The sequence below is a fragment of the Corynebacterium nasorum genome (assembly GCF_030229765.1).
Classification (GTDB): Bacteria; Actinomycetota; Actinomycetes; order Mycobacteriales; family Mycobacteriaceae; genus Corynebacterium; species Corynebacterium kefirresidentii.
The window spans coordinates 163,123-189,848 of sequence record NZ_JASPGY010000006.1 but is presented as its reverse complement, the minus strand read 5'-3'; the positions used below and the strand labels follow the sequence as shown (position 1 = coordinate 189,848).

Below are 26,726 nucleotides of genomic sequence, written 5' to 3'. Positions count from 1 at the left end.
GCTTAGTTGTCCTCAGGGTCGAACGGGTCAATGGTTTCTTCCGCCGGCAGCGGCTCTACCTCGGCCACTGCTGTGAGAGCTTCTTCGAGGCTGAATTTCCCCTCGTAGAGGGCTTTTCCAATAATGGCGGAATCAATGCCCTCATTTTCATAGAGAGCAAGCTCGCGCAGGTCTTCCACGCTAGAGATACCACCGGAGGCGGTGATTTTAGCTTCCGTAGCCATGGCGACCTCGCGCAACAGCTCGATATTCGGTCCGCTTAGCGTGCCGTCTTTAGATACGTCTGTCACCACAAAGCGCTGGCATCCGGCAGCATCGAGGCGCTCGAGCACCTCCCACAGGTCGCCGCCATCGGAAACCCAACCATTGCCCGCAGTGCGCCACTCGCCGCCTTCCTCGCGCACGGCGAGATCCACGGCAACCTTATCGCCATAGCGCGCAAGGATATCTTCTATCCATTCCGGCTGTTCAAGAGCAGCGGTGCCAATATTAATGCGCTGCGCGCCGGTAGCCAGTGCTTGCTCTACTGCGGCATCGTCTCGGATGCCGCCACTAAGTTCCACGTTTATGCCCAGCTCTGCGGTGATATTCGCCATCTGCTCGTGGTTGGAACCGCGGCCGAATGCCGCATCCAAGTCCACAAAATGCAGCCATTGCGCGCCGTGGGACTGCCACTTCAATGCGGCATCGCGCGGCGCGCCGTAGGAGGTTTCGGTGCCTGCTTCGCCTTTGTCCAAGCGCACCGCTTGACCTTGAGAGACATCAACTGCGGGCAAAAGCGTAAAAGTCATAGTCACCATCCTACCTAGAGCGTGCGCATCCAGTTTTCCAAAAGCTGTGCGCCAGCGTCCCCGGATTTTTCCGGGTGGAATTGGGTCGCCCACAAAGCGCCATTTTCCACCGCCGCGACAAACCTATCACCCGCGTGCTCGGCCCAGCTGACCAAGGGTGGACGGGTGACTTCCGTTTCCAACTCCCAGCGGCGGACGCCATAGGAATGCACAAAATAGAACCGCTCGTCTTCGGACAAGCCTGCAAACATATCGCTGCCGACGGGAACCGCAACGGTATTCCACCCCATATGCGGCAGGACCGTAGAGTGAAGTTTTTCAACGGTGCCGGGCCACTCGCCGCAGCCGGTGGAATTGATGTTGTGCTCCACTCCGACGTCGAAAAGCACCTGCATACCTACGCAAATACCCAGCACTGGCCGCTCCCCTGCCAGGCGCTGGCCGATGACCCTTGGCCCCTGAACCGCGTTTAGCCCGCGCATACATGCGTCAAAAGCGCCAACGCCGGGGACAAGCAGACCGTCTGCGTCCACCGCTGCTTTGGGATCCGCAGTCACGGCAACTTCCGCGCCTACTCGCTCCAGCGCGCGCTGTGCCGAGCGCACATTGCCCGCGCCGTAATCCAATAATGCGACCGTCTTTGCCATGGGCTATACCTTACGCATGCGACGCAGACGCGTTCGGATATCGTTGGTTTCACTCACGCGGGTGCGCCCAAGGATAAAATCTGCCAGCGTCATTAGTACGCCAACGCCGAGGATAGCCACACCGGCGCCAAACGCCCCCGCGTAGCCGTAGCCGGCAACCAACGCACCCAAAAGGGTCGAGCCCAAGCCGGTGCCGCCATCATAGAAGATATTCCAAATGGCCGAAGCCTCCGAGACACGCTCGCGCGGTAGACGGTCAAACATCGACAACAGGGCTTCATTTTGGGCAATGCCAAAGGCCCCGCCGAATAGGAAGGCACCCAGCACAAGCCACCACACGGAGCCGTCGAGGTAGAGCGGGACGGCGATGGCGAGCACACCCACAATGGCCATGATCTGGCTGGGGATATACAACCGGCCGGGAGTGCCCACGCGGTCTGCCACCATGCCGGCGAAGTAGCGGAAAATCATGGCCGCGCCACCCACGATGGACAGCATGATGCCGGCAAGGCTGGCGCCACGCTCTGCATCTAGTTCCTGCACCGCCGGCGGCAGGAAGGACGACACGGCGCCGTAGCTCATGGAGAAAGTCGTTAACGCTAGTGCAGGCACTGCCACCAGCTTCCACGTGGGAACGCGGATTAGGTTGGGCTCGTCTTCGGTATCAGAAGCCAGCGTGACCTTTATCTTGGGAATGCGCAAGCACAAACCAAAGCCCACGAAGCCAATGATGCCGGCAGTGATATACGTCGAGGCATAACCCAGCTTTTCCGCCATGACCAAGCCCAAGGGCAAAAAGACCATTTGGCCTAGTCCCGTAAACACACCGATCATGCCGGTGGCCTTGCCCAAAAGGCGAACAGGTGCCAACTCGGCAATAAGCGCAGACTCGGAAACGGTCAGCGCGCCAAAGCCCACCCCGCGCAAAGCGGAAAAGAGTAGGACAACCCAAGCATCTGTTCCCAAAAGATGTCCGAAGGCGGGAACGCCCAAGGTAAAGGCGGAAAGTGCCATCACGCGGCGATAGCCCCAACGGCGCAAAAGCCACGGGGAAATGATCTGCGTAAGCACGGTAAAGGCCATGAAGATGCCGGTGGATGAGCCCGCCAAAGTAGCTGAGCCGCCGGAATCAATGACAGCGAGCGGCACCACCGGAAGGAGGATGGACCAAGCGCCGAAAGCAGCGGCAATGGCCATCATAGTGGCGGTATAGCCCGGGATCTTCCAAATATTAGTCTCTTGGGTTTTGCTCACTTACCAAACGCTCCTACCATCCACGAAATTGCTGCTACCACGGTAATTGCGGCCAAAAGGGAGGCTACTACTGTCATTGCCTTCGACCCCTGTTGGTAGGCAGTCCATGCACCGCCTACTAACATGCCTGCCACGAGGAAAAGAACCAAGATCATAACATGCATGCTTTTTAGAGTGCTCCCTTCGTCGAAGGAATTCCAGTCCGACGGGGGTCGGGTTCCACGGCAGCGCGCAGCGCACGCGCCACGGCTTTAAACTCCGCCTCCGTAAGGTGGTGCGGATCGCGCCCATAGCGCACGTTGAGGTGCAGCGTTATCGCAGCGTGGGCAGCAAGCGTTTCAAAAAAGTGGCGGTTAATCACCGTGGCGTAGTGGCCACCAATTATGTGCCACTGCAGGTGCTCTGGCTCGCCGTTCATCACGAAATAAGCGCGGCCAGAAAAATCCACCACCGCTTCAACCAACGTTTCATCCATGGGCAGTAGCTGGGAGCCGAAACGACGAATGCCGGCCTTATCCCCCACTGCTTCCTGCAGTGCGGTACCGAGCACGATGGCGGTATCTTCCACGGTGTGGTGGGCATCGATCTCGGTATCACCCGCTGCCTGCACGGTGAGATCAAAGCTGCCGTGGGTGGCAAACGAGGTCAGCATATGATCGAAAAAGGGCAGGCCGGTGGAAATATCGCTGCGTCCCGTGCCGTCTAGGTCGATGACCACGGAAATCTGCGATTCAGAGGTAGACCGCTGGGCGCGTCCTACACGGTTGCTCATGGTTCGCTCCTTTCTCCTCCGGCCGGATTATCCGCTACTACTGTATCCGCAAGGTCCTCAGCTACTGCCAAAAAGGCCGAGTTTTCTTCCGGCAGGCCCACGGTCATGCGCAGGTGCCCGGCAATCCCGACATCCCGGATGAGTACTTCTTTATCCAAGAACTGCTGCCATACGCGCTGCTGGTCAGCAAAGCGGCCGAAGAAGAGGAAATTGGATTCACTAGGCAGGACCGTATAGCCCAGTTCCCGCAAGCGAGCTGCCACGCGCTCGCGCTCGCTGGCGATCTTTTCCACGGTGGCGAGCGTATCCGCGCTATGGCGCAACGCCACTGTCGCCGCAGCTTGGGAGAGCACAGACAGGTGATACGGAAGTCGCACTAACATGACGGCTTCTACAAAGGCCGGATCTGCCACAAAATAGCCAAGGCGGCCACCGGCGAAGTCGAAGGCCTTGGACATGGTGCGCGAGACCACCAACTTTGTGGGGTATTTATCCAGCAGCGTCACTGCGGAGGGCGAAGAGGAGAATTCGCCGTAGGCTTCATCGACGATGAGGATTCCCGGCGCGGCGTCGGCAAGCGCGGCAATATCGTCCAGACTAGTCACCCCGCCGGTGGGGTTATTCGGCGTTGTCACAAAGATGATATCCGGCTGGTGCCGCGCCACGGCCGCCAGAGCCCGGTCCATGTCTATGCGGAAATCCTCGTCCCGCGGGCACTCCACAAACTGCGTGTAGGTTCCGTCCGCAAGGATGGGGTGCATGGAATAAGACGGCGTAAAGCCGAGCACGCTGCGGCCTGGGCCGCCAAAGGCCTGTAGAAGCTGCTGCAAAATCTCATTCGATCCGTTCGCCGCCCATACCTGCTTATAACTAACCCCCACCCCGGTCTGTTCGGAAACGTAATGGGCCAAGGCTTTACGCAGCTCTACGGCATCGCGTTCCGGATAGCGATTGAGCGTGGAGGCAAGGCGCTGAGTCTCCGCCACCAAATCAGCAACGAGCGCTGGAGAGGGCGGATAGGGATTTTCATTGGTATTGAGTTGGTAGGCCACAGTGAGTTGCGGCGCACCATAGGCGGACTTGCCGCGCAATTCCTCGCGCAGGGGAAGATCTGTCAATTGCGTCATTTAGTTCTCCTCGAATCGGGCGCGGATTGCTTCGCCGTGGGCAGGCAGCCCCTCAGCCTTAGCAAAGGCGATGACCTGCGGGGCAATTTCTTCCAGCGCAGCTCGGTCATAGTTAATGAGGTTGACCGGCCGCATAAAGGTGTGGGTAGACAGGCCAGCCGAAAAGCGCGCCGTGCCGGAGGTGGGCAGCACGTGATTGGAACCGGCAGCGTAGTCCCCGAGTGGCACAGGGGCGAAGTCCCCCACAAAGATGGCACCAGCGTGCTTAATCCGCTCAGCTACCGTGCCGGGTTCTGCGGTGTGGATCTCCAGGTGCTCGGCAGCATAGGCATTAGCCACCGCAATCGCTGCGTCCAGGGAATCGACCACCACAATGCCGGATTGCTCGCCGCCTAAGGCCGCGGCCGCCCGCTCCGCATTAGCGGTAGCGCCGTAGCGCGCCTCCACCTCCGCGTTCACCCGCTGAGCGAGGCTTTCTGATTCCGTTATAAGCACACTCGCTGCCATCGGATCATGCTCGGCCTGGGAGATAAGGTCATAAGCCACATACACGGGGTTTGCGGTGTCATCGGCGATGATGGCAATTTCGGTCGGACCTGCTTCTGCATCTGTCCCCACTACCCCGCGCACCAAGCGCTTGGCTGCGGTAACGAAAATATTTCCCGGCCCCGTAATCATGTCTACTGGTGCAAGCTCGGCATCATCATCGCCGTAGGCCATCAGCGCAATGGCCTGGCCACCGCCTATAGCCCACACCTCATCTACGCCAAGCATCTGGCACACAGCTAGCACCGTGGGGTGCGGTAGACCGCCGAACTCCTTTTGCGGGGGCGAGGCCACCACTAAGCTTTCTGCGCCGGCCGCCTGCGCCGGCACCGCGTTCATGATCACAGACGAGGGATAGACAGCCTTGCCTCCCGGCACGTACAAACCGACGCGCTCGATGGGGCGAAAGACCTCGGTCACCGTGGCGCCCCGAGCCAGTTCGGTGGTATGTGCGGTCGGCTTTTGTTCGAGGTGGACCTTGCGGACGCGCTCAATCGAGGCCTCAATTGCTCGGCGCACCTGCGGATCTAAGCCAGCAACGGCCTTGTCCAATTCCGCTTGCGGTACCCGCAGGTGGCGCGGGCGCACGCCATCAAAAAGTTCGCTGTAGTCCAGTGCCGCCGCGGCGCCTTCTTGACGGACGCGATGAACCATTGGTGCCACTTTGTCCACTACAGCGGCGACGTCGATGCCGCCGCGTGGCAGGACTCGCCGCAGCTGGGCAGGGCGCAGCTCTGTGCCGCGCAAATCGATGGTTCGAAGCATTTCCGGCTCCCATTATTCTTATCGGATTTCTATTATTAAACCAATATCCTAATGTCCAAATGCCAGCGAGGGGGCGGGTTTGGACGATAGACTCGGACTCAACACAGCTTTAAGGTGGTGGCAGTGATGAGCGAGAGTGATCCTTCCCTTCTGCTTGCGCATGTCCGCGCCATCGCCCGCGAACATGGCTTGTCCTGCTGGGCGCTACCCTCAGGCGAACTTTTAGTACCCCACTCAGCCGGCGGATCTACCTTCATCTTTATAGACCAACTAGAAGAACCGGTACTCCACCTACACACCAGCCCCCGCGGCGGCGTGGACCTCAGTGAGATATCCGAACTAGCGCATGTGGCCAACGAGTGGAACCACGATTGCCTCTCACCGGCGATAGTGGTTGATTTTGACCAGCCTGAGTGCGTAAGCGTATCCGGTCATAGTTATCTACCGGCGGATAACTCCCCGAGCCGGGAACAGCTCGCGGCGTTTGCCTTACCGGCACTGCGCAATGCCGAGGTCCTCATGGACTTGCTCGCCCAATCCCATCCCGGCCTCGTGCGCGAAGCCTCACCGCAGCTAGCCCCGCTTGCCGACGCCCCCTTAGAGCCCTTCACCCTCGATAGCCTGGCCGAAATCCTGCCGCTTATCGGAATCCAACGCTTCCAAAGCGACGGCGCCACGGCTATCTACGCGTGGGTCAATGATGTTCTCTTTTCCTTCGCTTTAGACAACGGCCCCAGCCTTATCATCAAGGGACATTGGGACCCCAGCTTGGAGGAAGCGGAATTTACCCGCCTATTCCTCATTTGCAATGACTGGAATCGCGCCCATCACGGCGCCGTTGCATTTTGCCACCACACCGCCGAAGGCCTGCAGGTGCGGATGGATGCCACCACCATTGCCGCCGCCGGCCTAACGCGGCCCCAACTCTTTAGCGCTATCGGCCGCGGCCTTAAACACATCCTGCACGGAATCGATGACATCGCGCAGGAAGTTACCGGCGCCTCCCCCGTAGAATGGCCCTAGGCGCGCGGCTTACCAATCATCATCGGAACTCACAAAAGCCGTGGACCAGTAGGAAAACATCGCCATAAATGGCGCCACCGCCCAAGAGATGGCCGGGGAGAATTTCGGTGCAAATTCTACGAACTCTCCTGGGTTTTCGGGCGGATGCGTGGCGGTGACCCCGCCAAATACGTAAAACGAGGCCGCGCCTGCCAAGGCGCACACGCCGACCCACAAGAGCATCGACAAGCCCCGCCCTTGCCGTCGCATATATGCACCCAAGCCCAAAAGCAGTCCGAGTAGGCCAGTTATGAGGGCAAAGGTAATGAAGGCGATGAACTGGGCGCTGCCCATCGCTTCGATGGCATAACCGCCATCGTCTACCTCGTGGCCGGCAAGCGTCGGACGGGAAAGCCCCCACAGCGCACCTGCCACGCCAAAGACCAAGAGCGCACACGCGAGTAACCCCGCACCAAAACCTAGGGTGCGGGGTAAGCGGCGCTGGGAAAGAGACAATTTAGTTGCAGAAGGTCCAGTTGCCATTCTCGCGACGGAAGCGAACCGTAGAGGTCTCATTGCCCTCAGAGTTAGACACGCTCACGGTTGCAGAAGCATCGTCACCGTTGACCACAATGTCGTTAACAGACTGCAGCTTGGTCGACTGCGGGATGGACTCCAGCTGGCTAGCGAACTTCTCCACCTCACCGTTGCCGCCGCCCTGCTGGCGCATGGTGTTGGCGTACTCAGCGAAGGACTGGTTCGGCAGGCTATCGACGTACTGCTGGTACTGGCCAAACTCCTTGGCCTGGCCTTCACGCACGGCTTGGCAGGCGTGCTGCGGCATGTAGTTGAAGTATTCCTTCACATTATCGATTTCGTGCTGGCCGCGGACCAGCTGCTCGATGGCCTGCTTGTCAGCATCATTTGCGTCCTGGCCACCTTCAATCGGCTTGATGTCCTTCGCCCCAGCGAAAGGATCCTCGCCATTATTTAGCGGGTTGGCCATCTGATCTGGGCCCTCGCCAGGGGCGCCCTCGCCGTCTTGGCCCTCTGCACCAGCAGCGCCGTCCTTGTTTTCGCCGTCCTTGTCTTTATCCTTATCCTTGTTTTTGTCCTTGTCCTTATCGGCGTCTTTGTCCTGGGACTTGTCTGCAGACTTATCCTCAGAAGACTTGGAGGCAGTGGTGGCGGCAGCCTTCTTAGAATCGTCGTTGTTGTCATCCGAACCACATGCAGCCAGCGCCAAGGGGGCAACCAGCGCTACTGCGATAAGGGACTTCTTAGCAGGGGTCAAAAAGGACAAGGGAAAACTCCTGAATCAATCTTGCGAATGTGAAGCGCCTTAAGGCAGCTTCTTTTTGTCTTCGCAATACTAACAACACCACGATGGAAATGACATTGATACTCCATTAAAGGAACCTGTGAGCTACCGGCCCGCTAGTCCTAGTCCGTACAATCACCAAGGTGCATATCAATCGCGAGAGTATTATCGACGCCGCTATTTCCTTGCTTGATACCTATGGGCTGGGCGACGTCACCATGCGCCGCGTTGCATCCTCCCTCGGCGTTGCCCCCGGCGCGCTTTACTGGCACATTGCCAATAAACAGGCGCTCATTGCGGCTTTGGCTGAGTACATTATCTCCCCCGTTTCTGGGGAGTCGCTCGAGGAGCTCAGCCTCAGCCTGCGCGATGCGCTACTTGCCCACCGCGACGGCGCTGAGGTAGTCATTGCCGGTCTCTCCCTGCCTCAGGCCCCCGCCTGGGACTACCTCTTATCCGTCTTTTGCTCTGCCGCAGCGCGTGGTGCCTATGAAGCCGACAGTACCCACCGCGCCGCCGCCCTATCGGCCATTCACCTCGTACTCGGTGCCACCTTGATGGAACAGTCCCAACGCCAGCTTGCAGAAACCACCGGCGAGGCTCCTGGCTCTAATTATCGCGACGACCTCCATCGCGGCATTCGCATTATTCACGCTGGGCTTACGCACGGCACTGGAGACTAAAAAGTGGTTATGCTCGTGGGCATGAACACTCCCGCCATGGACGCAGTCCCCACGCCCACCGAGCGCTACGGCCGCCAAATCTGGCCTGGCAAACCTACCCCACTGGGATCCACCTTTGACGGATCCGGCACCAATTTTGCCCTATTTTCTGAGGTTGCAGACAAGGTCGAGCTCTGCCTCATCGACAAAGAAGGCAGTGAAGAGCGCATAGAAATGTCAGAGGTCACCGCCCATGTGTGGCATGTCTACCTCCCCAATGTCACCCCTGGCCAGCGCTATGGCTACCGCGTTTATGGCCCCTATGAACCTGAAAACGGCCTGCGCTGCGATCCTTCCAAGCTCCTCGTAGATCCATATGCCCGCGCCTTCGACGGCGAATTCGACGGCGATGCCTCCCTATATTCCTATGACATCCACGCCGAAGAACCTGGCACCGGCCGCAACGAAGAAGATTCGCTGGGCCACACCATGCTCTCCGTGGTCATCAACCCTTTCTTTGACTGGCGCAGCGACCATCGCCCGCACATTCCAGACAACGAGAAGGTCATTTACGAAACCCACGTCAAGGGCATGACTATGACCCACCCAGACGTGCCGGAAGAACTGCGCGGTACCTACGCCGGCATGGCGCACCCCGCCATCATTGACTACTTCAAGGAGCTCGGCGTCACCACCGTCGAGCTCATGCCCGTCCACCAATTCTTGCAAGACGATCGGCTGCGCAACTTGGGCCTGCGCAACTACTGGGGCTATAACACCTTCGGCTTTTTCGCCCCGCACCATGACTACGCCTATGCCAAAAAGCCAGGCGAGGTGGTCTCCGAATTCAAGACCATGGTCCGTGCCTTCCACGAGGCAGGCATCGAGGTAATCCTCGACGTGGTTTATAACCACACCGCCGAAGGCAACCACATGGGGCCCACCATTGCCTTCCGCGGCATTGACAATGGCGCTTACTATCGCCTCGTCGAAGGCGATGAAGCCCACTACATGGACTACACCGGCACCGGCAATTCCCTCAATGTCCGCAACCCACACTCGCTGCAGCTGATTATGGATTCCCTGCGCTACTGGGTTACGGAGATGCGAGTCGATGGCTTCCGCTTCGACCTGGCGGCGACTTTGGCACGGGAGCTTGACGACGTCGATAAGCTCGCTACCTTCTTCGACCTTGTCCAACAAGACCCCATTGTCAGCCAGGTCAAGCTCATCGCCGAACCCTGGGACATTGGCCACGATGGCTACCAGGTAGGCAACTTCCCACCTATCTGGAGTGAATGGAACGGCAAGTACCGCGATACCGTGCGCGATTTCTGGCGCGGTGAGCCCGCTACCCTGGGTGAATTCGCTTCCCGTCTGACCGGGTCTTCGGATCTTTATGCCGATAATGACCGCCGCCCCACCGCTTCTATCAACTTCATCACCGCCCACGATGGCTTCACCCTGCGCGACCTCGTGTCCTATAACGACAAGCACAACGAGGCCAATGGCGAGGACAATCGCGACGGCGAGTCCTTCAACCGCTCCTGGAACTGCGGTGAAGAAGGCCCCACCGATAACGAAGAAATCCGCAAGCTGCGCCGCCGCCAGGTGCGCAACTTCCTGACCACTCTCCTACTCTCCCAAGGCACTCCGATGCTCTCGCACGGCGATGAGTTCGGCCGCACCCAAGACGGAAATAATAACGTCTACTGCCAGGACAACGAGCTGGCATGGATGGACTGGTCCATGCTGAAAGAAGAAAAGTCCGCCGCCATGCTGGGATTTACCAAGCGCGTGCTGGCCATTCGCAACCACCACCCCGTATTCCGCCGCAAACGCTTCTTGGCCGGTGGCCCGCTAGGCGCGGATGTAAAAGAACGCGATATCGCCTGGCTGGTCCCCTCTGGTCGCCTGATGACCCAAGACGACTGGGACCACGATTTCGGCCGCGCTCTTATGGTCTACCTCAATGGCAATGCCATCACGGAGACCACCTCCCGCGGCGAACGTATCACCGATGATTCCTTCATCATGATATTCAACTCCCACGACGGCGAAATCGAGTTCACCCTGCCTACCAAGGATCTCGGCGCCACCTGGCGGCTGATGGTCGATACCGCCGATTCCGGCGGCTACCCCGCGGAGGAAACCCTCATTGAGGCAGAGGGTACGATCACGGTGCAACCGCGTTCAACGCTGATCTTGCGTCAGGTTGAGCCGCCCGTTTTTGACTCCTAGAGAAAGGCCCCTCGTGTCATTTCCCGCGCACGGCGTACTCATCGATGTCACAGCGGATAAACTCGTGCTCCACCGCACGCTGCTGGCCACCAGCCTTGGCGCCCCCGCCACGCAGGATATCCCGCTCGATTCCATCGACACTGTGCGCGTGAATGAACCGACCGCCACCGGCTTTGGCGCCCTCGACCTTGGCGCCGCCGGTTCCATCGCTTTCGCCCCGCACCAAGACCCGCAGGCCGTCGCCCGCGCCATCGCCGCCGCCCAGCGCGGCGAGGCCCCCTCCGCCACCGCCACCATCCCGGGGCTCGATTTCACCGCCGTGGATGTAGAAACGGCCAATGATAACTGGGGCTCTATCTGCCAAATCGGCGCGGTTCGCTTCCGCGATGGCCAAGAGACCGACTCCCGTTCCTGGCTGTGCACCCCTCCGCCGGGCCTAGAGCACTTTGCGGATATCAACGTCTCCATCCACGGCATAACCGCGAGCGATGTGGAAGGGGCGCCAGCTTTTGCCGACGTCGCCAAGGAGCTCTTCGACTTCCTCGGCGGCGACGTACTTGTCGCGCACAACGCCCAATTCGATTCCACCGCACTGCGCTCCGGCCTGCTTGCCGCCGGCGCCGAGGTACCCACGGTGCCGCTGGCATGCTCCCTCGCGCTAGCCCGCGACGCCTCTAAAGCCAAGGTAATTTCGGTGCGCAATCACAAGCTGCCCACCGTCGCAGCCCACCTTTCCGCTCCGGATTTTAGCCACCACGACGCCACCGAAGATGCCCGCGCAGCCGGCGAAATCATCGCCCGCTTGGCAGAGCGCTTCGGACACACCGGCAGCATCCGCGATCTATTCACCGCCCGCGAGTTCACCCTTGGCCGCCTCGAGTCCACGGCCGTCCTTCCCGTCCTGCGCGCCCACACGGCCCCGACCTCCGGCGCCGACCTCGGCGCAGGCACCGACTTCCGCGACCAAACCCGTGCGGCCGGCTCGGCAAAAAAGAAGTCCGGTGGCCCCGCCCCCTGGCAGTCTGTCGCCACGCCGGATACTATCCCCGAGCCCAATCCAGACGCTGATCCGGAAGGCGCACTTTATGGCAAGCATGTCACCCTCACCGGTGATTTCGAGCCCTATGACAAGGGGGTGCTGTGGCAGGGCATCGCCGAGCGCGGCGGCCAGGTAGCCAAAAACGTCACCAAAAAGACCACGCTGCTTATCGTGGGCGAATGGGCCAAGAAAACCTCCAAGGAAAAACGTGCGGAGGAACTGCAGGCCAAGGGCCAAAAAATCGACATCTGGCCGGCCGATAAGCTCTTTGCCGAACTCCAACTCGACGCCGAGCCGCCCTTTTAATTTTCCCGGGAACCAAACGGCGGTTTCTCCAGTCCAATAAAGGCGACTGCACCCTACCCCACTGGAGAGCCCCGTCGTGACCGTCGCCCTGCGTTCGCCGCGTCCTACCACCGCAAACCTGCTGCCTGCCCTCTTTGCCCGTTCCTGGCTGAAAGAACAGCGGCTTTCCGACGACGGCTTTTGCGATTCCCTTGCCACCATCCAGCTCTCCCCCAGCCTGTCCATGGCGCTTGTCTTTCCAGGCAAGCGTAGCTTTCGCCGACTAAGCCACCGCGGCTTGGCAGACATGGACATTTCCACGCGCCGGGCGTGGAACCACGCCTCACATAACCTGCAACGCGCCGCCCTCGATTCGCAGGGACTGCGTTTCTGGACTCGTCCGGCTGCCTGCGAGCTCCCTTCCGCCTCCCACCTCGGGGGCCTACAGGTTCGCTCCCACGGCGCACCGATTTCCTCCTGGATCGCTCACCCAGAAACATTTACTGTGCTGGACAAGCACATGCGCCGCCTCCTGCGTTCGCACTCGCTGACCTACCTTGTCCCAGACTCCGCCACCCTCTTCGTTTTTGCCCGCCTGCCGGACACCTATGCCTGCCAGCTGGCTGCCGATGCCGTCGCGCGCGTGCCCTACCATCGCACCGTGCTCCACCCGCGCCCGCTAGTATGGTCTAACGGATTCCCGCGGGAGTTATGAAAGGAGCACCATGCCGGAAAGTAGGATGTCGCGGCTAAGCAACCAGTACCACGACTGGGCGCGCAACCACCCCACCGCTGCGGGGGACTTCCGCACCGCCATCGAGGATCTCCTCAATGACGCCGGCATCATCTTCGACCGCGTTTCTACCCGCGTCAAGACTTGGCCCTCGCTTAAGGCAAAGGCCAAAAAGCGCCGCGAGAACGGCGATTTTGTCTACCCCCAGCCGTGGCAGGAGATCCACGATGTGATGGGGGTGCGGGTCACGCTGTTTCACTCCACCGCGATTCCAGAAGCGCTGAGCGTTTTTGGTGAATCGTTTAAAGTCGAGCGTTCCGTTGATAAAGCAGCCGAGACCCGCATTTCCGGCGGCTTTGGCTACGGCTCCCACCACCTCGTGCTCACCGTGACCGAAGATAGCGCTGCCGCAATGGAAGAGCTCGCGAACTACGTAGGTTGGACCTTTGAGGTGCAGATTCGCACCGTTCTGCAGCACGCATGGGCGGAGTTTGAACACGATATCCGCTACAAGCAAGGGCCCAACCCACCCTCACCTGAAGTGGACCGCCTCTTTACCTTGGCCGCGGGGCTTATCGAGCTTGCGGACCAGCAATTCGACGAGATTGCTGCACTCAAGGCCCCAGGTACGGAAACCGATCGGGACGTCGAGCTTACCGCCGAGACCCTACCGGGCGTGCTGGCCATTATCCTGGGCAACCGTTTCCCGCTCTCGCGCTCGGAGCACTACCGATTCTTGGCGGAGTTATTGGAGCAAAACGGCGTGCGCCACTTGAGCCAGCTCGAGCAGCTGCTTGACGATACTGCCATTGCCCACGTCCACGACGCCATGCGCTACCGCTTTCGTCCCGGCCAGGTGCGGCTTATCGACGACTTGCTGCTCAACAAATTTGGCAAGCAGCATATCGAGGCCACCGCCGAATCCGGCGACCGCCCGGGCCGCAAGCGTCGGCTTACTGCGCGCCTGAAGGCCTTGCGCGCTGCCCACTAGTTTCGGCTGATTATCGGAAACCGCCGCGGAATTTCTCCATATCGCGTCGTTCCTTCTTCGTCGGTCGGCCCGCCCCGCGTGGGCGCACGGGTACCGACGGCATAAACTCCTTGGGTGGAGGCGGCGGCGCATGGTCCGTGTAGCACGTACGCGCCACGGGTGCGCCCACGCGCTTGGCCACAGTCGCTAAGACCTCAAGGTCATGCTCGTGGTGATTGCGCCACACGCGCACACGGTCGCCCGGCACCACCTGCTGGGAGGGCTTGACAGCCTCGCCATTTATCTTGACATGCCCGGCGCGCACGGCCGTCGCGGCCGCCGAACGGGTCTTAAACATGCGCACGGCCCACACCCAGGCATCAATCCGGACGGGGCGGCCGCTAGGTTGCGGTGCCGGCATCTAATACTGGTTGTGGTTCTCGTTGACGATTTTCTGGATCTTCAGCCAGTTATAGCCGCCACCGACTACGGCGACGATGGCACCCACCAACATCCAGGCCCAGAAACTTGCCGCAGATAGCACGCCCAGCACTGCGCCCACGCCGAGGCCGGCAACCACGCACACAACGGCGTTGCGGGAGTGCTTGCGCACCTGCTGCTTGCGCTGCGCAATGGGGTTATTCGGTCGCTGCTGCATACTCATGTTCAGGATCTTACCTCAACCCACGCGCTGCCAGCTTCTGCCGCCGCGAGCTGGCCCTGCGAGATCGCTGCCAGCGTTGCTTCCAGCTCTTCCAGCCCACCTGGGCGCACGGCCACGGTAAAGGTTACTGCGGCCGCGTAGGCGGTATCGGTTATCTCATAGCCGCGCCCGCGCAGGTCCGCCTCCACCCGCCCGGCAGTTGCATGTGGGCACTCCACGGCATAAAGCTCCCGGCGCGCCCGGGTTACCGCACGCACCTTTTCCATGGCCTCACTCACCGCGCCACCATAGGCATGCACGAGGCCGCCGGCGCCTAACTTGATGCCACCAAAGTAGCGCACTACCACTGCGCAGACATCGAGCATGCCGGAGCCTTTGACCACATCCAGCATGGGTTTTCCGGCAGTGCCGGAGGGCTCGCCATCATCGGAGGAGCGCTCCACCGGGTTTGCGCCGTCGACGTGATAGACGTAGGCGGAGCAATGGTGACGGGCGTCGGGAAAGCGGGTGCGGGCGGCGTCGATAAACGCGCGGGCCTCTTCCTCATTGGTGACGCGACCGATCAAAGTAATAAATCGGGAACGCTTGATTTCAATGTCGTGTTCAACCTGGCCTACGGGGCGACGATAAGAATTTTGCATTAGGCTACGAGGAATTCATACTCGGGGGTGCCGGGCTTGAGGTACTGCACCGAAATCTTGGATTCACCCATGCGTTGCAGCAAGCCGTCGAGGTCCTCGGCGCGGCTAAGCTGCAAGCCTACCAACGCAGCACCAGTTTCCCGGTTATTGCGCTTGAGATACTCAAAGAGTGTGATGTCATCGGTCGGACCCAAAATCTCGTGCAAAAAGTGGCGCAGCTGCCCGGGCTCCTGCGGGAAGTTCACCAGGAAGTAGTGCTTGAGGCCCCGGTGAACTAGGGAGCGCTCCATGATTTCTGCATAGCGCAGCACGTCATTATTGCCGCCTGAAATCACGCATACCACCGTCGAGCCCGGTTTCAGGTCCAGCTGATGCAGGCCCGCCACCGACAATGCACCGGCCGGCTCGGCAATGATGCCCTCATTTTGATACAGGTTGAGCAAGTCCGTGCACACCGCGCCTTCGGACACGGTGTCAAAGCTCAGGCGCTCGCGATTGGCGTCCAAAATCTCATAGGGCAGCGCGCCCAAGCGCTTTACGGCCGCGCCATCAACGAAGGGGTCGACCGCATCCAGCGTGACTGGGCCCCCGTGGTCAAATGCCGCTCTTAGCGACGCCGCCCCTTCCGGCTCCATGCCCACCACCCGAGTATCCGGTGCCATATCCGCCAGATAGGAGGTGATGCCAGAAATCAGGCCACCGCCTCCTACGGGAACGACAACGGCATCGGGCGACTTGCCCTTGGCCGAAAGCTGCGCGAGAACCTCTGCGGCTACGGTGCCCTGCCCGGTGATGGTATCGCGGGCGTCGAAGGGCTCGATGAAGGCGGCGTCGCGCTCGGCGGCGTCGGCATGCGCGGCTGCGGCTGCCTCATCGAAGTTGGAACCAACTACCACCAGTTCTACTTGGTCGCCGCCGTGAACCAGGATGCGGTCGCGCTTTTGCATTGGCGTGGGCTCTGGCACAAAAATCTTGCCGGCGATTCCCATTGTGCGGCAGGCATAAGCCACGCCCTGCGCATGATTGCCGGCCGAGGCCGTAACAATTCCCCGGTGCCGCTGCTCTTGCGGCAGATTCGACATCCCGTTTAACGCGCCACGAATCTTATAGGAGCGCACGTCCTGCAGATCCTCCCGCTTGAGGTAGACCTCGCAGCCCGTCTCGGCCGAAAGCCGGGCGCAATACTGCAGCGGAGTCGGGGCGATTTCCGAGCTAATCCGTGCCTGCGCCTGCTGGATATCGGATGCATGGATGGTCGAATCAGTCATGTCTTGACAGTCTACCCATTCACTGGAAATTCACTGGCCTTTAGTTGCACCGTTACCTACGTAGGCAATAGTGGACATAACCACAAGAAAGGAAATCTATGCTCAAACGCATCTCTCTCTGCGTTACCTCCTCGCTCGTCCTCGCCTGCTCCCCTGCCGCGCATGCCCACGTCGTGGATAACGTGTTGGAGCATTCCGCGCCCACCGCTGCGCTGCAGCTTAACCCCATCGGTTCTCATGAATCGGGTGTGCTGGGCAAATCGGCCGCCGAAATCGTCGCTTATCACGCCGCGTCCCAGCGCATCCTCACCGTCAATGCGCGCTCCGGCGAGGTCGATATCTTAGATGGTTCCGATCCCTCCCACCCGCACAAGATCGGCGCCATCTCCGCCGGTGGTAACAGGGAGATTAACTCTGTGTCCGCGCGCCCCGTTGGCCTGGCCGCCACCGCCGTGGCAGCAGGCCTCGTCGCACCAGCTACAGCTTCTGCCACAGAAGAGTAGCCAAAGCAAATCTCGGCTGAGTGCCAGGCCGAGGTCGACAAGGCCAAGGAAGAGCACGTCAAGAAGATCGAGAGCGGCGAGCTCGGTTCCTCCGCCCGCACCCCGCAGGAGCTTATGCAGGGCCTTGCCAATGGCTACGGTTCTTCCGAAATGCCCAAAGAGCCGGACTGCGTAGCCAAGGAGGCGGAGCAGCACCAGATCGAGGCACTTGAGCGTCTGCCTATTTGGGGCTCTTCCACCCCCGAAAAGTTCCTCGAGGTCATGAGCTGGGTGACCGTGGCCGCCAGCCTCGTGGCTGCGCTGCTGCAGGCCTTCAACATGGTTGCCACGGTAAACCCGGCTGTGCTGGAGCCGATGAAGAACGCCCTCAAGCAGCTGGGCGTGCGCTTCTAAACGCCACAGATTAAGCCGCTCCGAAGTTTCGGAGCGGCTTTCGGCGTTTTTAAAACAGTTCGCGGGTAGCGATGTCAGCGCCTTCTACCAAAGATTGCAGCTTCGCCCACGCAATCTGGGGGTGCAGGCGACCGCCCAAACCGCAATCGGTCGACGCGATAACATTTTCAGGGCCTACTACCTCGGCGAATTGGATGATGCGATCTGCCACGAGGCGCGGATGCTCTACCGCGTTGGTGGAGTGCGAAACCACGCCTGGGTAAATCACGGTGCCTTCCGGCAGCGCGTGGTCCTGCCACACGCGCCATTCGTGCGCGTGACGCGGTGACGCGGCTTCGAAAGAGAATCCGCCGACCTCGGCCCGCAAAATTTCCTCGATGATATCTGCAAATGGGACGTCGGTTACGTGCGGGCCGTGCCAGGAGCCCCAGCAGATGTGCAGGCGCGTTTGTTCCTTGGGCAGGCCGGCGATGGAATCATTAAGGACATCGATGCGCTCACGAATGAAGCCACGGAAGTCCTCTACGGTTGGCTCCGGGTTGATTTGGTCCCAGGCCTCGGCCAGGTCGGGTGCATCGAATTGCACAGTGAGCCCGGCATCGGTGATGGCTTGGTATTCAGTGCGCATGGCACGGCCGACGTCGGCAAGCAGCTGGTGCTCATCGTCGTAGTAACGATTGTTAAGGCGCGCAGCCGAACCGGGGGAAAGGGCGGCGATGAAGCCTGGGGTGCCGGAAGGTAGGGCGTCGGCAAGCAGGCGGACATCGGCGGCGACCTCATCTTGTCCGATGTAGGTTACCGGGCCGGTAAATTCTGGGTTTGCCACCTTGGCTCGGCCGGTGAAGATGCCAGAATCCGGGTCGTTGTAGGCCTCGGAGAACAGCGCGCGGTCGCGGCGGTCAATAAACGACGTCAGCCGCGGCTCCCCCGGTTTCGAGCGCACTACCTCAGCCGATTCCCAGCGGTCGGTATCCGTCATCGTCAGCCCGCCCAGGCGGCTAAATGAGTAATTCCACCATGCGCCATAGTCCACAGCGCCCGAGGTGATATGGCCGTATTCGCCCTCGTTAATGATATCGAGGCCCAGATCAAGCTGCCGCTTGACGACGTCCGCCACCGCAGCCTCCAAAATCCCCTGGAACTCCGCGGCCGGCAGCTCCCCGCGCTTCAGGTTGGCCTCCAGGAGCTCCGGGGTGCGCGGCAGCGAGCCGACATGGGTAGTGCGAATCTTACAAACCATCAGGTTTCCTCCATCAAAATAGACTGTGCTGTCTATATTAGTGGAGGGGGTCGCCGGCCACCGAAATTAGATTCAGCCTAAGATGCCCGCGCCCATGGTGGCTTTGAGATCGCCCATGAGGTTGCCGGAGCGTTCCACGCGCAGGTGGTCGCCGAGGATCATGGTGGTGGACTCGGAGCCGTCGACAAGCTCGAGATACACGTCCGACTCGCCCTGGTTTTTGAGCAGAACCTGCTTGAGCCGGGCAATATTTTCCATGGTGCACTGGTCCGTGCGCATAGTCAGGCGCAGCGGCAGGCCCGCACCCCCGCCCGGGCCGAGGTCTGGGACGCGAATATCGGAGCAGAACAGGGAACGCCGCTCATCGCGAATCTTGACGTTCACGCGCGCCAAGATGATGTTGTCCTCCACAATCTGTGGGGCGACGAGAGAGTAGACCTTGTTGAATACCAAGATTTCCACCTGTGCGCCGTTGTGGTCTTCCACCGTGACAATGGCCCATGGGGAGCCATCGCGCTTGGAGAAGCGGCGGTCCACGCCCGAGATGATGCCACCGATGATGAGCTCTTGGCCGTTGCGCACCTCATCGTTAAGGATCTTAGTCAGCGGGGTATCCGTTTGCGCGGCCAGCGCCTCTTCGAAGCCATCGAGGGGGTGGCCGGACACGTACAAGCCAAGCATCTCGCGTTCGAGGGCAAGCTCGTGCTTTCGGTCCCACTCATCTTCTGGGATATCCATGGCAAAGGCATTGGCGACCTCGTTATCTTCTCCTCCGCCGATTCCGGCGAAAAGATCGAACTGGCCCTTATCAGCGGCCTTCTTGGTGGTTTGCACCGCATCCACCGCGTCTTCATGAATGAGCATGAGACCCTTGCGCGGGTGGTTCAAGTCATCGAAGGCACCGGCCTTGATGAGCGCTTCTGTTACGCGCTTGGTGCAAGCGGTCAGCTCGATCTTGTCCAGGTAGTCACCAAACGAGGTAAACGCGCCCTTGTCGTGGCGCGACTTAATGATGGATTCCACCACTTCCGAGCCGACGTTGCGGATAGCGCCCATGCCGAAGCGGATATCCTCTCCCACCGCCTGGAAGTCTTCTTCGGATTCGTTGACGGAAGGCGGGAGCACCTTAATGCCCAGGTGGCGGCAGTCCGAAAGGTAGATGGCAGACTTGTCTTTCTTATCGCCCACCGAGGTCAACAGCGCGGCCATGTATTCCGGTGCGTAGTAGGCCTTGAGGTAGGCCGTCCAGAAAGACACCAGGCCATAGCCCGCGGCGTGGGACTTATTAAACGCGTAGGACGCGAAGGGCTCGATGGTGCCCCAAAGCGCGTCCATGGCGGACTTTGAATAGCCGTTTTCTTGCATGCCGCCCCAGAACTTGTCGTACTGCTGGGCCAACACTTCGGGTTTTTTCTTACCCATCGCCTTACGGAAGCCATCTGCCTCGCCGGCCGTGTAGTTGGCCACTTTTTGCGAGATACGCATGATCTGCTCCTGGTAGACGATGAGGCCGTAGGTCTCATCCAGGATTTCCTTCAGGGGCTCTTCCAGCTCCGGGTGAATCGGGGTGATTTCCTTCCGGCCGTTCTTGCGGTCCGCATAGTCCCAGTGGGCGTTGACGCCCATCGGGCCGGGGCGGTATAGCGCAAGGGAGGCGACAATATCTTTAAAGCCGGTTGGCTTCATGCGTTTGAGCAGCTCTTGCATACCGCCGGAGTCGAGCTGGAAGACGCCCAGCGTATCGCCGCGTGAGAGCAGGTCATAGACCTTGGAGACTTTGGGGTCGTCGGCATGCAGCTGCTCCAGGTGGATTTCTTCGCCGCGGTTGCGCTTGATGTTTTCGATGGCATCGCCGATAACGGTGAGGTTACGCAGGCCCAGGAAGTCCATCTTCAGCAGGCCGATGGCCTCACACGCCGGGTAGTCCCAACCAGTAATGTAGGCGCCGTCGGCTGGGCGCTTCCACATGGGGATGTGGTCCATGAGGCGGACCGAGGCCATAATCACCGCACAGGCGTGCACGCCCGCCTGCCTGACGACGCCTTCCAAGCCCCTAGCCGTGTCATAAATCTTTTTCACATCCGGGTCGGATTCCACCATCTGGCGAACCTCGGTGGCCTCAGAATAACGCTCGTGATCCGGGTCCGTGATGCCCTTAAGCGGAATATCTTTGGCCATGATCGCAGGTGGCAACGCCGCGTTGATGCGGTCGGCCATCTGGAAGCCAGGCTGGCCAAAGTGCACCTTGGCGGAGTCTTTAATGGCCTGCTTCGTCTTCACCGTGCCGAAGGTAATCACCTGCGCCACCTTGTCCTCGCCCCAGCGCTCGGCCGCGTAGGTGATCATTTCGCCGCGGCGGCGGTCATCGAAGTCGATATCGATATCGGGGGCGGACGGGCGCTCGGGATTCAAGAATCGCTCGAAGAGGAGATCATGTTCCAGGGGGTCGATATTGGTAATGGTCAGCGCGTAAGCGACAAGCGCGCCGGCCGCCGAACCACGGCCTGGCCCCACACGAATGCCCACCGAGCGCGCGTGCTTGATGAGCTCGGCCACGATAAGGAAGTAGGACGGGTATCCCTTCATCTCAATAACGGAAATCTCATACTTCGCGCGCTCGATGTACTCCTCCGGAACATCCTGACCGGGGAAGCGAGCTTGCAGGCCCTCCATAACCTCGTGGGTGAGCCAGGAAGTTGGGGTGTGGCCCTCGGGGACGTCGGCAATAGGCATGCGATCGTGGGTGTGTTCTTCCCAAATCTCGCCATAGTCTTGTACACGCTCGGCAATCCACAGCGTGTTATCGCAGCCATCTGGAATCATATCGTCCCAGGTCTCGCGCATCTGCGCGGCCGATTTAATGTAGTAGCCGGTGCCGCCGAACTTGAAGCGATCAGGGTCCATAAAGGTCTTGCCGGTCTGCACGCACAACATCGCCTCGTGCGCCGGCGCCTGGGATTCCAAAACGTAGTGGCAGTCGTTGGTCACCAGCGGCGGCAGGTCCAGCTTGCGGCCGATCTCTAATAGGCCATCGCGCGTGCGCTTTTCGATGTCCAGACCATGGTCCATCAACTCCAAAAAGAAGTTATCTTTGCCGTAGATGTCTTGCCACATGGCCGCAGCCTCAAGCGCCTCATTGAACTGGCCTAGGCGCAGTCGGGTCTGGACGTCGCCCGAAGGACAGCCGGTGGTGGCAATGATGCCGTCAGCATGCTCCGCGATGAGCTCAGCATCCATGCGCGGCCACTTGCCCAGCTGGCCCTCATAGGAGGCCAACGAGGACAGGGTAAAAAGGTTGCGCAGGCCGGTGGCGTTTTCCGCAATCATTGTCTGGTGGAGGTAGGCGCCGGAAGCGGAAACATCGTCGCGCTTTTGGTCCGGTGTGCCCCACAGCACGCGCTTTTTATTGAAGCGAGACTCCGGTGCCATATACGCCTCGATGCCGATAATGGGCTTGATACCGGCGCCGGTCATGCGGCGGTAGAAGGCATCGGAGCCGTACATATTGCCGTGGTCGGTCATGCCTACGGCCGGCATTTTCTGGCGGACCACCTCGTCTGCCAGCATATCGACCTTGGCCATGCCGTCCAGCATGGAAAACTCGGTGTGGTTGTGCAGGTGGACGAAGGAGGAGTTTTTGGCCATGCGGCTCATCATAGCGGGGCGGTCAAAATGGGCTATTATTTTGTGATGCTCTACACGCTGGCCGCCTACATCATGTGGGGATTTTTCCCCGCGTTCTTCCCTCTCTTGTTGCCGGCATCGCCTTTAGAAATCCTGGCCCACCGCGTGCTGTGGACCGCGGTGTTGGTCACGGGATTTTTGTGCCTCGCCGGCCGATGGCGTGAGTTAGTGCGCATGGACAAGCGCACGTGGGGCTGGCTCGCGGCCGCGGGAGTATTTATCACGGCCAATTGGGGCACCTACGTGGTAGCGATTAATAGCAACCACGTAGCCGATGCAGCGCTGGGGTACTTCATCAATCCCCTCGTATCAGTTGCCCTCGGCATGGTGTTTTTGAAAGAGCGGCTGCGGCCGTGGCAGGCCGGCGCGGTGGGCGTTGCGGCCATCGCGGTGCTGTATTTGACGTTCTTTACCGGCCAGGCGCCCTATATTTCGCTGTTATTGGCCTTCAGCTTCGGGATTTATGGGCTGCTCAAAAAGCAGGTGCGGGTATCCTCGGCCGTCTCGGTGGCAGCGGAGGCGCTCGTGATGTCACCACTAGCGGTGGGCTACATCCTGTGGCTAGAAAGTAGCGGCCAGGGCACCTTCGCTAGCGAAGGAACCGGCCACGCGCTGCTTTTGGTGAGCGCCGGCTTAATCACCGCACTGCCGCTTCTTTGCTTTGCAGAGGGCGCGCGGACGCTACGCTTATCGACGATCGGCATGCTCCAATACCTCACCCCCATCATGCAAATGCTATGGGCGCTTTTCGTCACCCACGAGCACTTTTCGACCCACCGGTGGATCGGTTTCGGCATCATCGGCTTAGCCGTAGCAATCTACGTGGTCGACCTAGTGCGCATGGCTAGGAGCGCTTGAGTTCCTCGCGGGCAGCGCGAGCACGGCGTCGGGCGGCCTGCTCTTCCTCCGCTTTTAGTGCCCAGCGGGGCATCACTGCGATAAGGAAGATGCCATAGGCACACACGATCCCCGAAAACACCAGCGTCATCGGGGTGCCGCCGGAAACGAGGCCAATAAGCAGTGCGATGCCGGAGACCACCGCCGCAACCCAGGCGGCGATATAAGCAAACTTGTAGTTGGGCATCCACTGCGAAAAAGGCTGCTGCGAGAACATAGGTCTAGCCTACCTAGGTAGGGCTAGTGTCAACCAGATCCGGCGGGGGCTCTTCCCAGGGGTTGACCCAGCGCACGCCGCGGGCCGTGCGCTCGAAGCGGCCGTTGCGCGGCGGGCCGGTGCGATGATCGTCATTGCGGCCATTGTGATAAGCGCAGGCGGTGGTGAGGTTCTTCGCGTTCGTCCACCCGCCGCCGGCCCAGCTGAATATGTGGTGGACTTGGCACTCATCGGCAGGCTTGTGGCAGCCCTTAACCGGGCAGGTGGGGTTTTCCGCCGCAGCCATCATAAACTGCTTCCAGGTCGCCCCGCGGCGCATGCGGTACAGATTCACCGGACCTTCCACGGGATGCAGCAGGGTGACAAACCCCTCCTCTGCCAGCGCGCGCTGGGCCAATTCGGCACCGGTTATCTGCGCGCCGTTGGTCATAGTCAGCACCACATCATCACTGCCATGGGCCACGCCGACCAATTTATCTAGTGGCACCACAACATTAGTGCGCACGGTAGTGGTAGAGGCACCGGTGCGGAAGAGGGAGGCGACGTCGGCAAGCGAGCCGGCATGCTGGTGAAGTTCCGCAATGAGCGCGGAAGGACCGGTGATAGAAAGCGTCCACGGCTTTCCGGCGGCGCGGCGCCGCAGCCGCACGCCAGGCTTGTGCTCGCGTGGCGCGCGCATCCTGCGCAGCTTGGTGCGGGCACGCCTTTCCATCTCCCGCGTATCGCAGGCAAGGTGGGTGAGCTCGGCGCGCAGGGCCCAGGCGCGAGCTTGGGTGGGCGCGCGACGCGCATGCTTTTCGATGACCTCCAGCGTCGGCAGTGAATGCCTGTTAAGACGCGCCCCATCCACCGCGCGCCGTTGGCGGCGGCGAAAGCTGGTGGGGCCGAAGTAGACCTGCGCGAGCTGCGCAATAGAGTCCGCTGCGGCATCGGGCATGCCGGCGGCGGCAAGGTCGGCAGCAGAAACGGAGGCGGCCTCGGCGAGGATATCCATTGCCGAGTTCAGTGCCGCGATATAGGCCCGAATATGTTCCATGCCCCTGATGCTAAAAGCGCTGCGGGGGCACTGCGCGCTGCGGGAGCACAGAAGGCGAAATTAGCTGGGAGGGCGGATGGCGAAGCTGCCCCAGGCGGCGTCGGCAGGCGCGGGTTCGACGGCGGCAACGGAGGGGGTGGAGGCGACGTCGGCAAGCTGAGCGCCCGATCCCCACACCACAACTGCGCTAACCGCGCTGGGCCGCTGCCCATAGGAAGCATCGATGCGGTCGAAGGCGCGCTGGATGACGCCGGCACGGTCCTCACCAGCTCTCGGTTCGGGGACGTCGATGGGGGCGGTGGAGCCAATGAGGATGGCATCCATGCGCGGGGCCGCTGCAACGGCGGCCGCGGCGGCTACGGGCGGTAGTTCCTCGTCAAAGGTAACCAGGGCGTAGGCAGGCTCATTGGGAATGTCGCTGCCCGCCACGCGCGCAATATACTCCGCGCGCGATTCCCCATCGGGGCCCAGCTGGTCTCCTTGCACCTGCGAGGTAGCCTGGGTCCCCAACGCGCCGCAGAGAGCCAGCGCCGCCAGAAAAAGCACCGCGAGCACCGCCAACGCCGCTAGCCGACGCCGCCGGTAGACCTCCCTCATCCCCGCAGCACCTCCAAGGCATGGTCAAGATCGGCTGGATACGGTGCCTGAATCTCAAACCATTTGCTGGTGCCGGGGTGGGTAAAGCCGAGTTTTACCGCGTGGAGCCACTGCCGCTCGAGTCCAAGGCGCTTGGCCAGGTTCGGATCGGAGCCGTACATGGGATCGCCCACGCACGGGTGGCCGGTGGCAGACATGTGGACGCGGATTTGGTGGGTACGGCCGGTCTCTAGGTGCACCTCGATGAGGCTGGCCTCACGAAAGGCCTCGATGAGGCTGTAATGGGTGACGGCCGCTTTGCCGTCGTCAAGCACGGCGAATTTCCAGCCCGACTTGGGGTGGCGGCCGATGGGCGCATCGACGGTGCCCTCAATGGGATCTGGCAGGCCTTGGACCACAGCGTGGTAAGTCTTTTTCACGCTCCGATTCTTAAAGGCATGCTTGAGCGCAGAGTAGGCGCGCTCCGAGGAAGCCACGACCATCACGCCAGATGTACCCACATCGAGGCGGTGCACGATTCCCTGGCGCTCGGTCGGCCCGGACGAAGCCACGGTATAGCCGGCCGCGCGCAGCCCGCCGATCACCGTCGGCCCGTCCCAACCCACGCTGGGGTGCGCGGCCACGCCCACCGGCTTATGCACGCAGATGATATCGGCATCGCTGTAGAGCACGTCCATGCCTTCCACGAGCTCTTCGCGCGGCAACAGCGGCTTTTCTGGCTCCGGTAAAAGCACGGAAACCACGTTGCCGGAGGTCAAACGCTCGGATTTGCCCAATTCTTGGGAATCGATGGTGACGCTGCCTTCGGCACATAGCTGCGCGGTGGCGCTGCGGGAGAGGCCAAGGAGCTTGGCCAGGGCGGCGTCGGCACGCATGCCTTCTAGCCCTTCGGGGATGGGGAAGCTGCGCATCTGCCTATTCATGCTCGGCCTTCCTTTCCTCCAGCACCATGGTGATAATGAAAAGCACCACTCCGCAGGTGATAGCCGCATCTGCGATATTGAATACGGCGAAAGAGCCAACCGAAATATAGTCCACCACATGCCCGAACCAGAAGCCGGGGGCGCGGAAGATGCGGTCGGCAAAATTACCCAGCGCACCGCCAGCAATGAGCGCTAGGCCTACTGCCTGACCGGAGTGGGTAATGCGCGGGGCGGCTACGGCCACGCCGAGCACAAAGACCAATTGGATGGTAGTAAACAGCCACGTAGATCCCTCCCCGCCCATGGAAAAGGCGGCGCCAGGATTAAAAAGCAGCGTAAAACGGAACCAGTCCCCAATCACCGGCAGGGGTTCGCCCTCGTTAAGGATGGAGAGCATTACCTGCTTCACGGCTTGATCCACCAGCGCCACGGCAATGACTACTGCGGCGATAAGTCCTGTCTTGCTCCTTCGTTTTTGACTCACCCGGTCTATTCTAAACGGGAGCGT

General features: G+C 60.7%; 29 protein-coding genes. 9 read left to right on the top strand and 20 right to left on the bottom strand.

Annotated elements, in window-relative coordinates; all coding sequences use genetic code 11:
- Window positions 1-2: 2 nt before the first annotated feature.
- The 7 genes from priA to hisD are packed head-to-tail and all read right to left on the bottom strand — an operon-like array spanning window position 3 to window position 5,902.
- Entirely contained in the window at window positions 3-791 is a 789-nt protein-coding gene (priA, locus tag QP904_RS07990) for a bifunctional 1-(5-phosphoribosyl)-5-((5-phosphoribosylamino)methylideneamino)imidazole-4-carboxamide isomerase/phosphoribosylanthranilate isomerase PriA (protein WP_023021250.1), read from the bottom strand.
- Window positions 792-805: 14 nt separating this feature from the next.
- Window positions 806-1,438, bottom strand: a complete 633-nt coding sequence (gene hisH, locus QP904_RS07985) for an imidazole glycerol phosphate synthase subunit HisH (protein WP_259825147.1) — start codon at window positions 1,436-1,438, stop codon at window positions 806-808.
- A 3-nt stretch (window positions 1,439-1,441) separates the two neighbouring features.
- A complete protein-coding gene (locus QP904_RS07980; RefSeq protein WP_023021248.1) occupies window positions 1,442-2,692 on the bottom strand; it encodes an MFS transporter in 1,251 nt (416 codons plus the stop codon).
- Window positions 2,689-2,856: a CG2302 family histidine operon protein gene (locus QP904_RS07975; RefSeq protein WP_023021247.1), complete on the bottom strand. Its 168-nt coding sequence runs from the start codon at window positions 2,854-2,856 to the stop codon at window positions 2,689-2,691. Before QP904_RS07975 ends, QP904_RS07980 begins: the two co-directional genes overlap by 4 nt.
- 5 nt (window positions 2,857-2,861) lie before the next feature.
- Entirely contained in the window at window positions 2,862-3,464 is a 603-nt protein-coding gene (gene hisB, locus QP904_RS07970; protein ID WP_259825146.1) for an imidazoleglycerol-phosphate dehydratase HisB, read from the bottom strand.
- Window positions 3,461-4,591, bottom strand: coding sequence for a histidinol-phosphate transaminase (locus tag QP904_RS07965; RefSeq protein ID WP_259825145.1), 1,131 nt, complete (start codon window positions 4,589-4,591; stop codon window positions 3,461-3,463). Before QP904_RS07965 ends, hisB begins: the two co-directional genes overlap by 4 nt.
- Complete coding sequence (gene hisD / locus QP904_RS07960) at window positions 4,592-5,902, bottom strand: histidinol dehydrogenase (protein WP_284835850.1); 1,311 nt, start codon at window positions 5,900-5,902, stop codon at window positions 4,592-4,594.
- Window positions 5,903-6,028: 126 nt separating this feature from the next.
- Between hisD and QP904_RS07955 the strand changes: the two genes are divergently transcribed.
- A complete protein-coding gene (locus QP904_RS07955; protein ID WP_200288889.1) occupies window positions 6,029-6,925 on the top strand; it encodes a type III secretion system chaperone family protein in 897 nt (298 codons plus the stop codon).
- A 9-nt stretch (window positions 6,926-6,934) separates the two neighbouring features.
- Here the strand turns inward: QP904_RS07955 and QP904_RS07950 are convergent, their stop codons facing one another.
- Both QP904_RS07950 and QP904_RS07945 read right to left on the bottom strand, forming a co-directional pair.
- Window positions 6,935-7,447 carry a hypothetical protein gene (locus tag QP904_RS07950; protein WP_234288177.1) on the bottom strand — a complete coding sequence of 171 codons (513 nt, stop codon included), beginning with the start codon at window positions 7,445-7,447 and terminating at the stop codon, window positions 6,935-6,937.
- Entirely contained in the window at window positions 7,422-8,207 is a 786-nt protein-coding gene (locus QP904_RS07945) for a hypothetical protein (protein WP_200288888.1), read from the bottom strand. The genes QP904_RS07950 and QP904_RS07945 overlap by 26 nt, the downstream gene beginning before the upstream one ends.
- A 161-nt stretch (window positions 8,208-8,368) precedes the next feature.
- Here QP904_RS07945 and QP904_RS07940 point away from each other — a divergent pair, with 161 nt between their 5' ends.
- The 5 genes from QP904_RS07940 (at window position 8,369) to QP904_RS07920 (ending at window position 14,176) form a co-directional block, all read left to right on the top strand.
- Window positions 8,369-8,908 (top strand): TetR family transcriptional regulator, encoded by a 540-nt coding sequence (locus tag QP904_RS07940; protein ID WP_023021240.1) that lies wholly within the window; start codon window positions 8,369-8,371, stop codon window positions 8,906-8,908.
- Between the two features lie 21 nt (window positions 8,909-8,929).
- Window positions 8,930-11,128 (top strand): glycogen debranching protein GlgX, encoded by a 2,199-nt coding sequence (gene glgX / locus QP904_RS07935; protein WP_232212598.1) that lies wholly within the window; start codon window positions 8,930-8,932, stop codon window positions 11,126-11,128.
- A 13-nt stretch (window positions 11,129-11,141) separates the two neighbouring features.
- Complete coding sequence (locus tag QP904_RS07930; protein ID WP_023021238.1) at window positions 11,142-12,473, top strand: exonuclease domain-containing protein; 1,332 nt, start codon at window positions 11,142-11,144, stop codon at window positions 12,471-12,473.
- A gap of 76 nt (window positions 12,474-12,549) precedes the next feature.
- The gene (locus QP904_RS07925; RefSeq protein ID WP_023021237.1) at window positions 12,550-13,167 is read left to right on the top strand and encodes a hypothetical protein; all 618 of its coding nucleotides are present in this window, start codon (window positions 12,550-12,552) and stop codon (window positions 13,165-13,167) included.
- 10 nt (window positions 13,168-13,177) lie between these two features.
- Complete coding sequence (locus QP904_RS07920; protein ID WP_023027873.1) at window positions 13,178-14,176, top strand: GTP pyrophosphokinase; 999 nt, start codon at window positions 13,178-13,180, stop codon at window positions 14,174-14,176.
- Between the two features lie 10 nt (window positions 14,177-14,186).
- On the opposite strand, the gene hslR is transcribed toward QP904_RS07920, so the two are convergent.
- The 4 genes from hslR to ilvA are packed head-to-tail and all read right to left on the bottom strand — an operon-like array spanning window position 14,187 to window position 16,728.
- Entirely contained in the window at window positions 14,187-14,576 is a 390-nt protein-coding gene (gene hslR / locus QP904_RS07915) for an Hsp15 family ribosome-associated heat shock protein (protein ID WP_023021235.1), read from the bottom strand.
- On the bottom strand, window positions 14,577-14,819 hold the full coding sequence (locus QP904_RS07910; protein ID WP_023021234.1) for a hypothetical protein: 243 nt from the start codon (window positions 14,817-14,819) through the stop codon (window positions 14,577-14,579). It lies immediately after the preceding gene.
- 2 nt (window positions 14,820-14,821) lie between these two features.
- Window positions 14,822-15,460 (bottom strand): YigZ family protein, encoded by a 639-nt coding sequence (locus tag QP904_RS07905; RefSeq protein WP_023021233.1) that lies wholly within the window; start codon window positions 15,458-15,460, stop codon window positions 14,822-14,824.
- On the bottom strand, window positions 15,460-16,728 hold the full coding sequence (ilvA, locus tag QP904_RS07900) for a threonine ammonia-lyase IlvA (RefSeq protein WP_023021232.1): 1,269 nt from the start codon (window positions 16,726-16,728) through the stop codon (window positions 15,460-15,462). The genes QP904_RS07905 and ilvA overlap by 1 nt, the downstream gene beginning before the upstream one ends.
- Before the next feature lie 98 nt (window positions 16,729-16,826).
- On the opposite strand from ilvA, the gene QP904_RS07895 reads away from it, so the two are divergent.
- Both QP904_RS07895 and QP904_RS07890 read left to right on the top strand, forming a co-directional pair.
- The gene (locus QP904_RS07895; protein WP_023021231.1) at window positions 16,827-17,231 is read left to right on the top strand and encodes a hypothetical protein; all 405 of its coding nucleotides are present in this window, start codon (window positions 16,827-16,829) and stop codon (window positions 17,229-17,231) included.
- Between the two features lie 114 nt (window positions 17,232-17,345).
- Entirely contained in the window at window positions 17,346-17,624 is a 279-nt protein-coding gene (locus QP904_RS07890; RefSeq protein ID WP_259825142.1) for a hypothetical protein, read from the top strand.
- 49 nt (window positions 17,625-17,673) lie between these two features.
- On the opposite strand, the gene QP904_RS07885 is transcribed toward QP904_RS07890, so the two are convergent.
- Both QP904_RS07885 and dnaE read right to left on the bottom strand, forming a co-directional pair.
- The gene (locus tag QP904_RS07885; protein WP_200288885.1) at window positions 17,674-18,864 is read right to left on the bottom strand and encodes a cobalamin-independent methionine synthase II family protein; all 1,191 of its coding nucleotides are present in this window, start codon (window positions 18,862-18,864) and stop codon (window positions 17,674-17,676) included.
- 72 nt (window positions 18,865-18,936) lie between these two features.
- Window positions 18,937-22,509: a DNA polymerase III subunit alpha gene (gene dnaE, locus QP904_RS07880; protein WP_049361254.1), complete on the bottom strand. Its 3,573-nt coding sequence runs from the start codon at window positions 22,507-22,509 to the stop codon at window positions 18,937-18,939.
- A gap of 27 nt (window positions 22,510-22,536) precedes the next feature.
- Here dnaE and rarD point away from each other — a divergent pair, with 27 nt between their 5' ends.
- Window positions 22,537-23,406: an EamA family transporter RarD gene (gene rarD / locus QP904_RS07875; protein ID WP_259825141.1), complete on the top strand. Its 870-nt coding sequence runs from the start codon at window positions 22,537-22,539 to the stop codon at window positions 23,404-23,406.
- Here the strand turns inward: rarD and QP904_RS07870 are convergent.
- From QP904_RS07870 to lspA, 5 genes are read right to left on the bottom strand one after another with little or no spacing between them, the layout of a single operon-like run.
- Window positions 23,393-23,662, bottom strand: a complete 270-nt coding sequence (locus tag QP904_RS07870; protein WP_023021226.1) for a hypothetical protein — start codon at window positions 23,660-23,662, stop codon at window positions 23,393-23,395. The genes rarD and QP904_RS07870 overlap by 14 nt on opposite strands.
- Before the next feature lie 13 nt (window positions 23,663-23,675).
- Window positions 23,676-24,698 carry an HNH endonuclease signature motif containing protein gene (locus QP904_RS07865; RefSeq protein ID WP_200288884.1) on the bottom strand — a complete coding sequence of 341 codons (1,023 nt, stop codon included), beginning with the start codon at window positions 24,696-24,698 and terminating at the stop codon, window positions 23,676-23,678.
- Between the two features lie 60 nt (window positions 24,699-24,758).
- Window positions 24,759-25,295 carry a hypothetical protein gene (locus QP904_RS07860; RefSeq protein WP_259825139.1) on the bottom strand — a complete coding sequence of 179 codons (537 nt, stop codon included), beginning with the start codon at window positions 25,293-25,295 and terminating at the stop codon, window positions 24,759-24,761.
- On the bottom strand, window positions 25,292-26,218 hold the full coding sequence (locus QP904_RS07855; RefSeq protein ID WP_284835849.1) for an RluA family pseudouridine synthase: 927 nt from the start codon (window positions 26,216-26,218) through the stop codon (window positions 25,292-25,294). The genes QP904_RS07860 and QP904_RS07855 overlap by 4 nt, the downstream gene beginning before the upstream one ends.
- A complete protein-coding gene (gene lspA / locus QP904_RS07850; protein ID WP_034655419.1) occupies window positions 26,211-26,702 on the bottom strand; it encodes a signal peptidase II in 492 nt (163 codons plus the stop codon). The genes QP904_RS07855 and lspA overlap by 8 nt, the downstream gene beginning before the upstream one ends.
- Window positions 26,703-26,726: the final 24 nt, after the last annotated feature.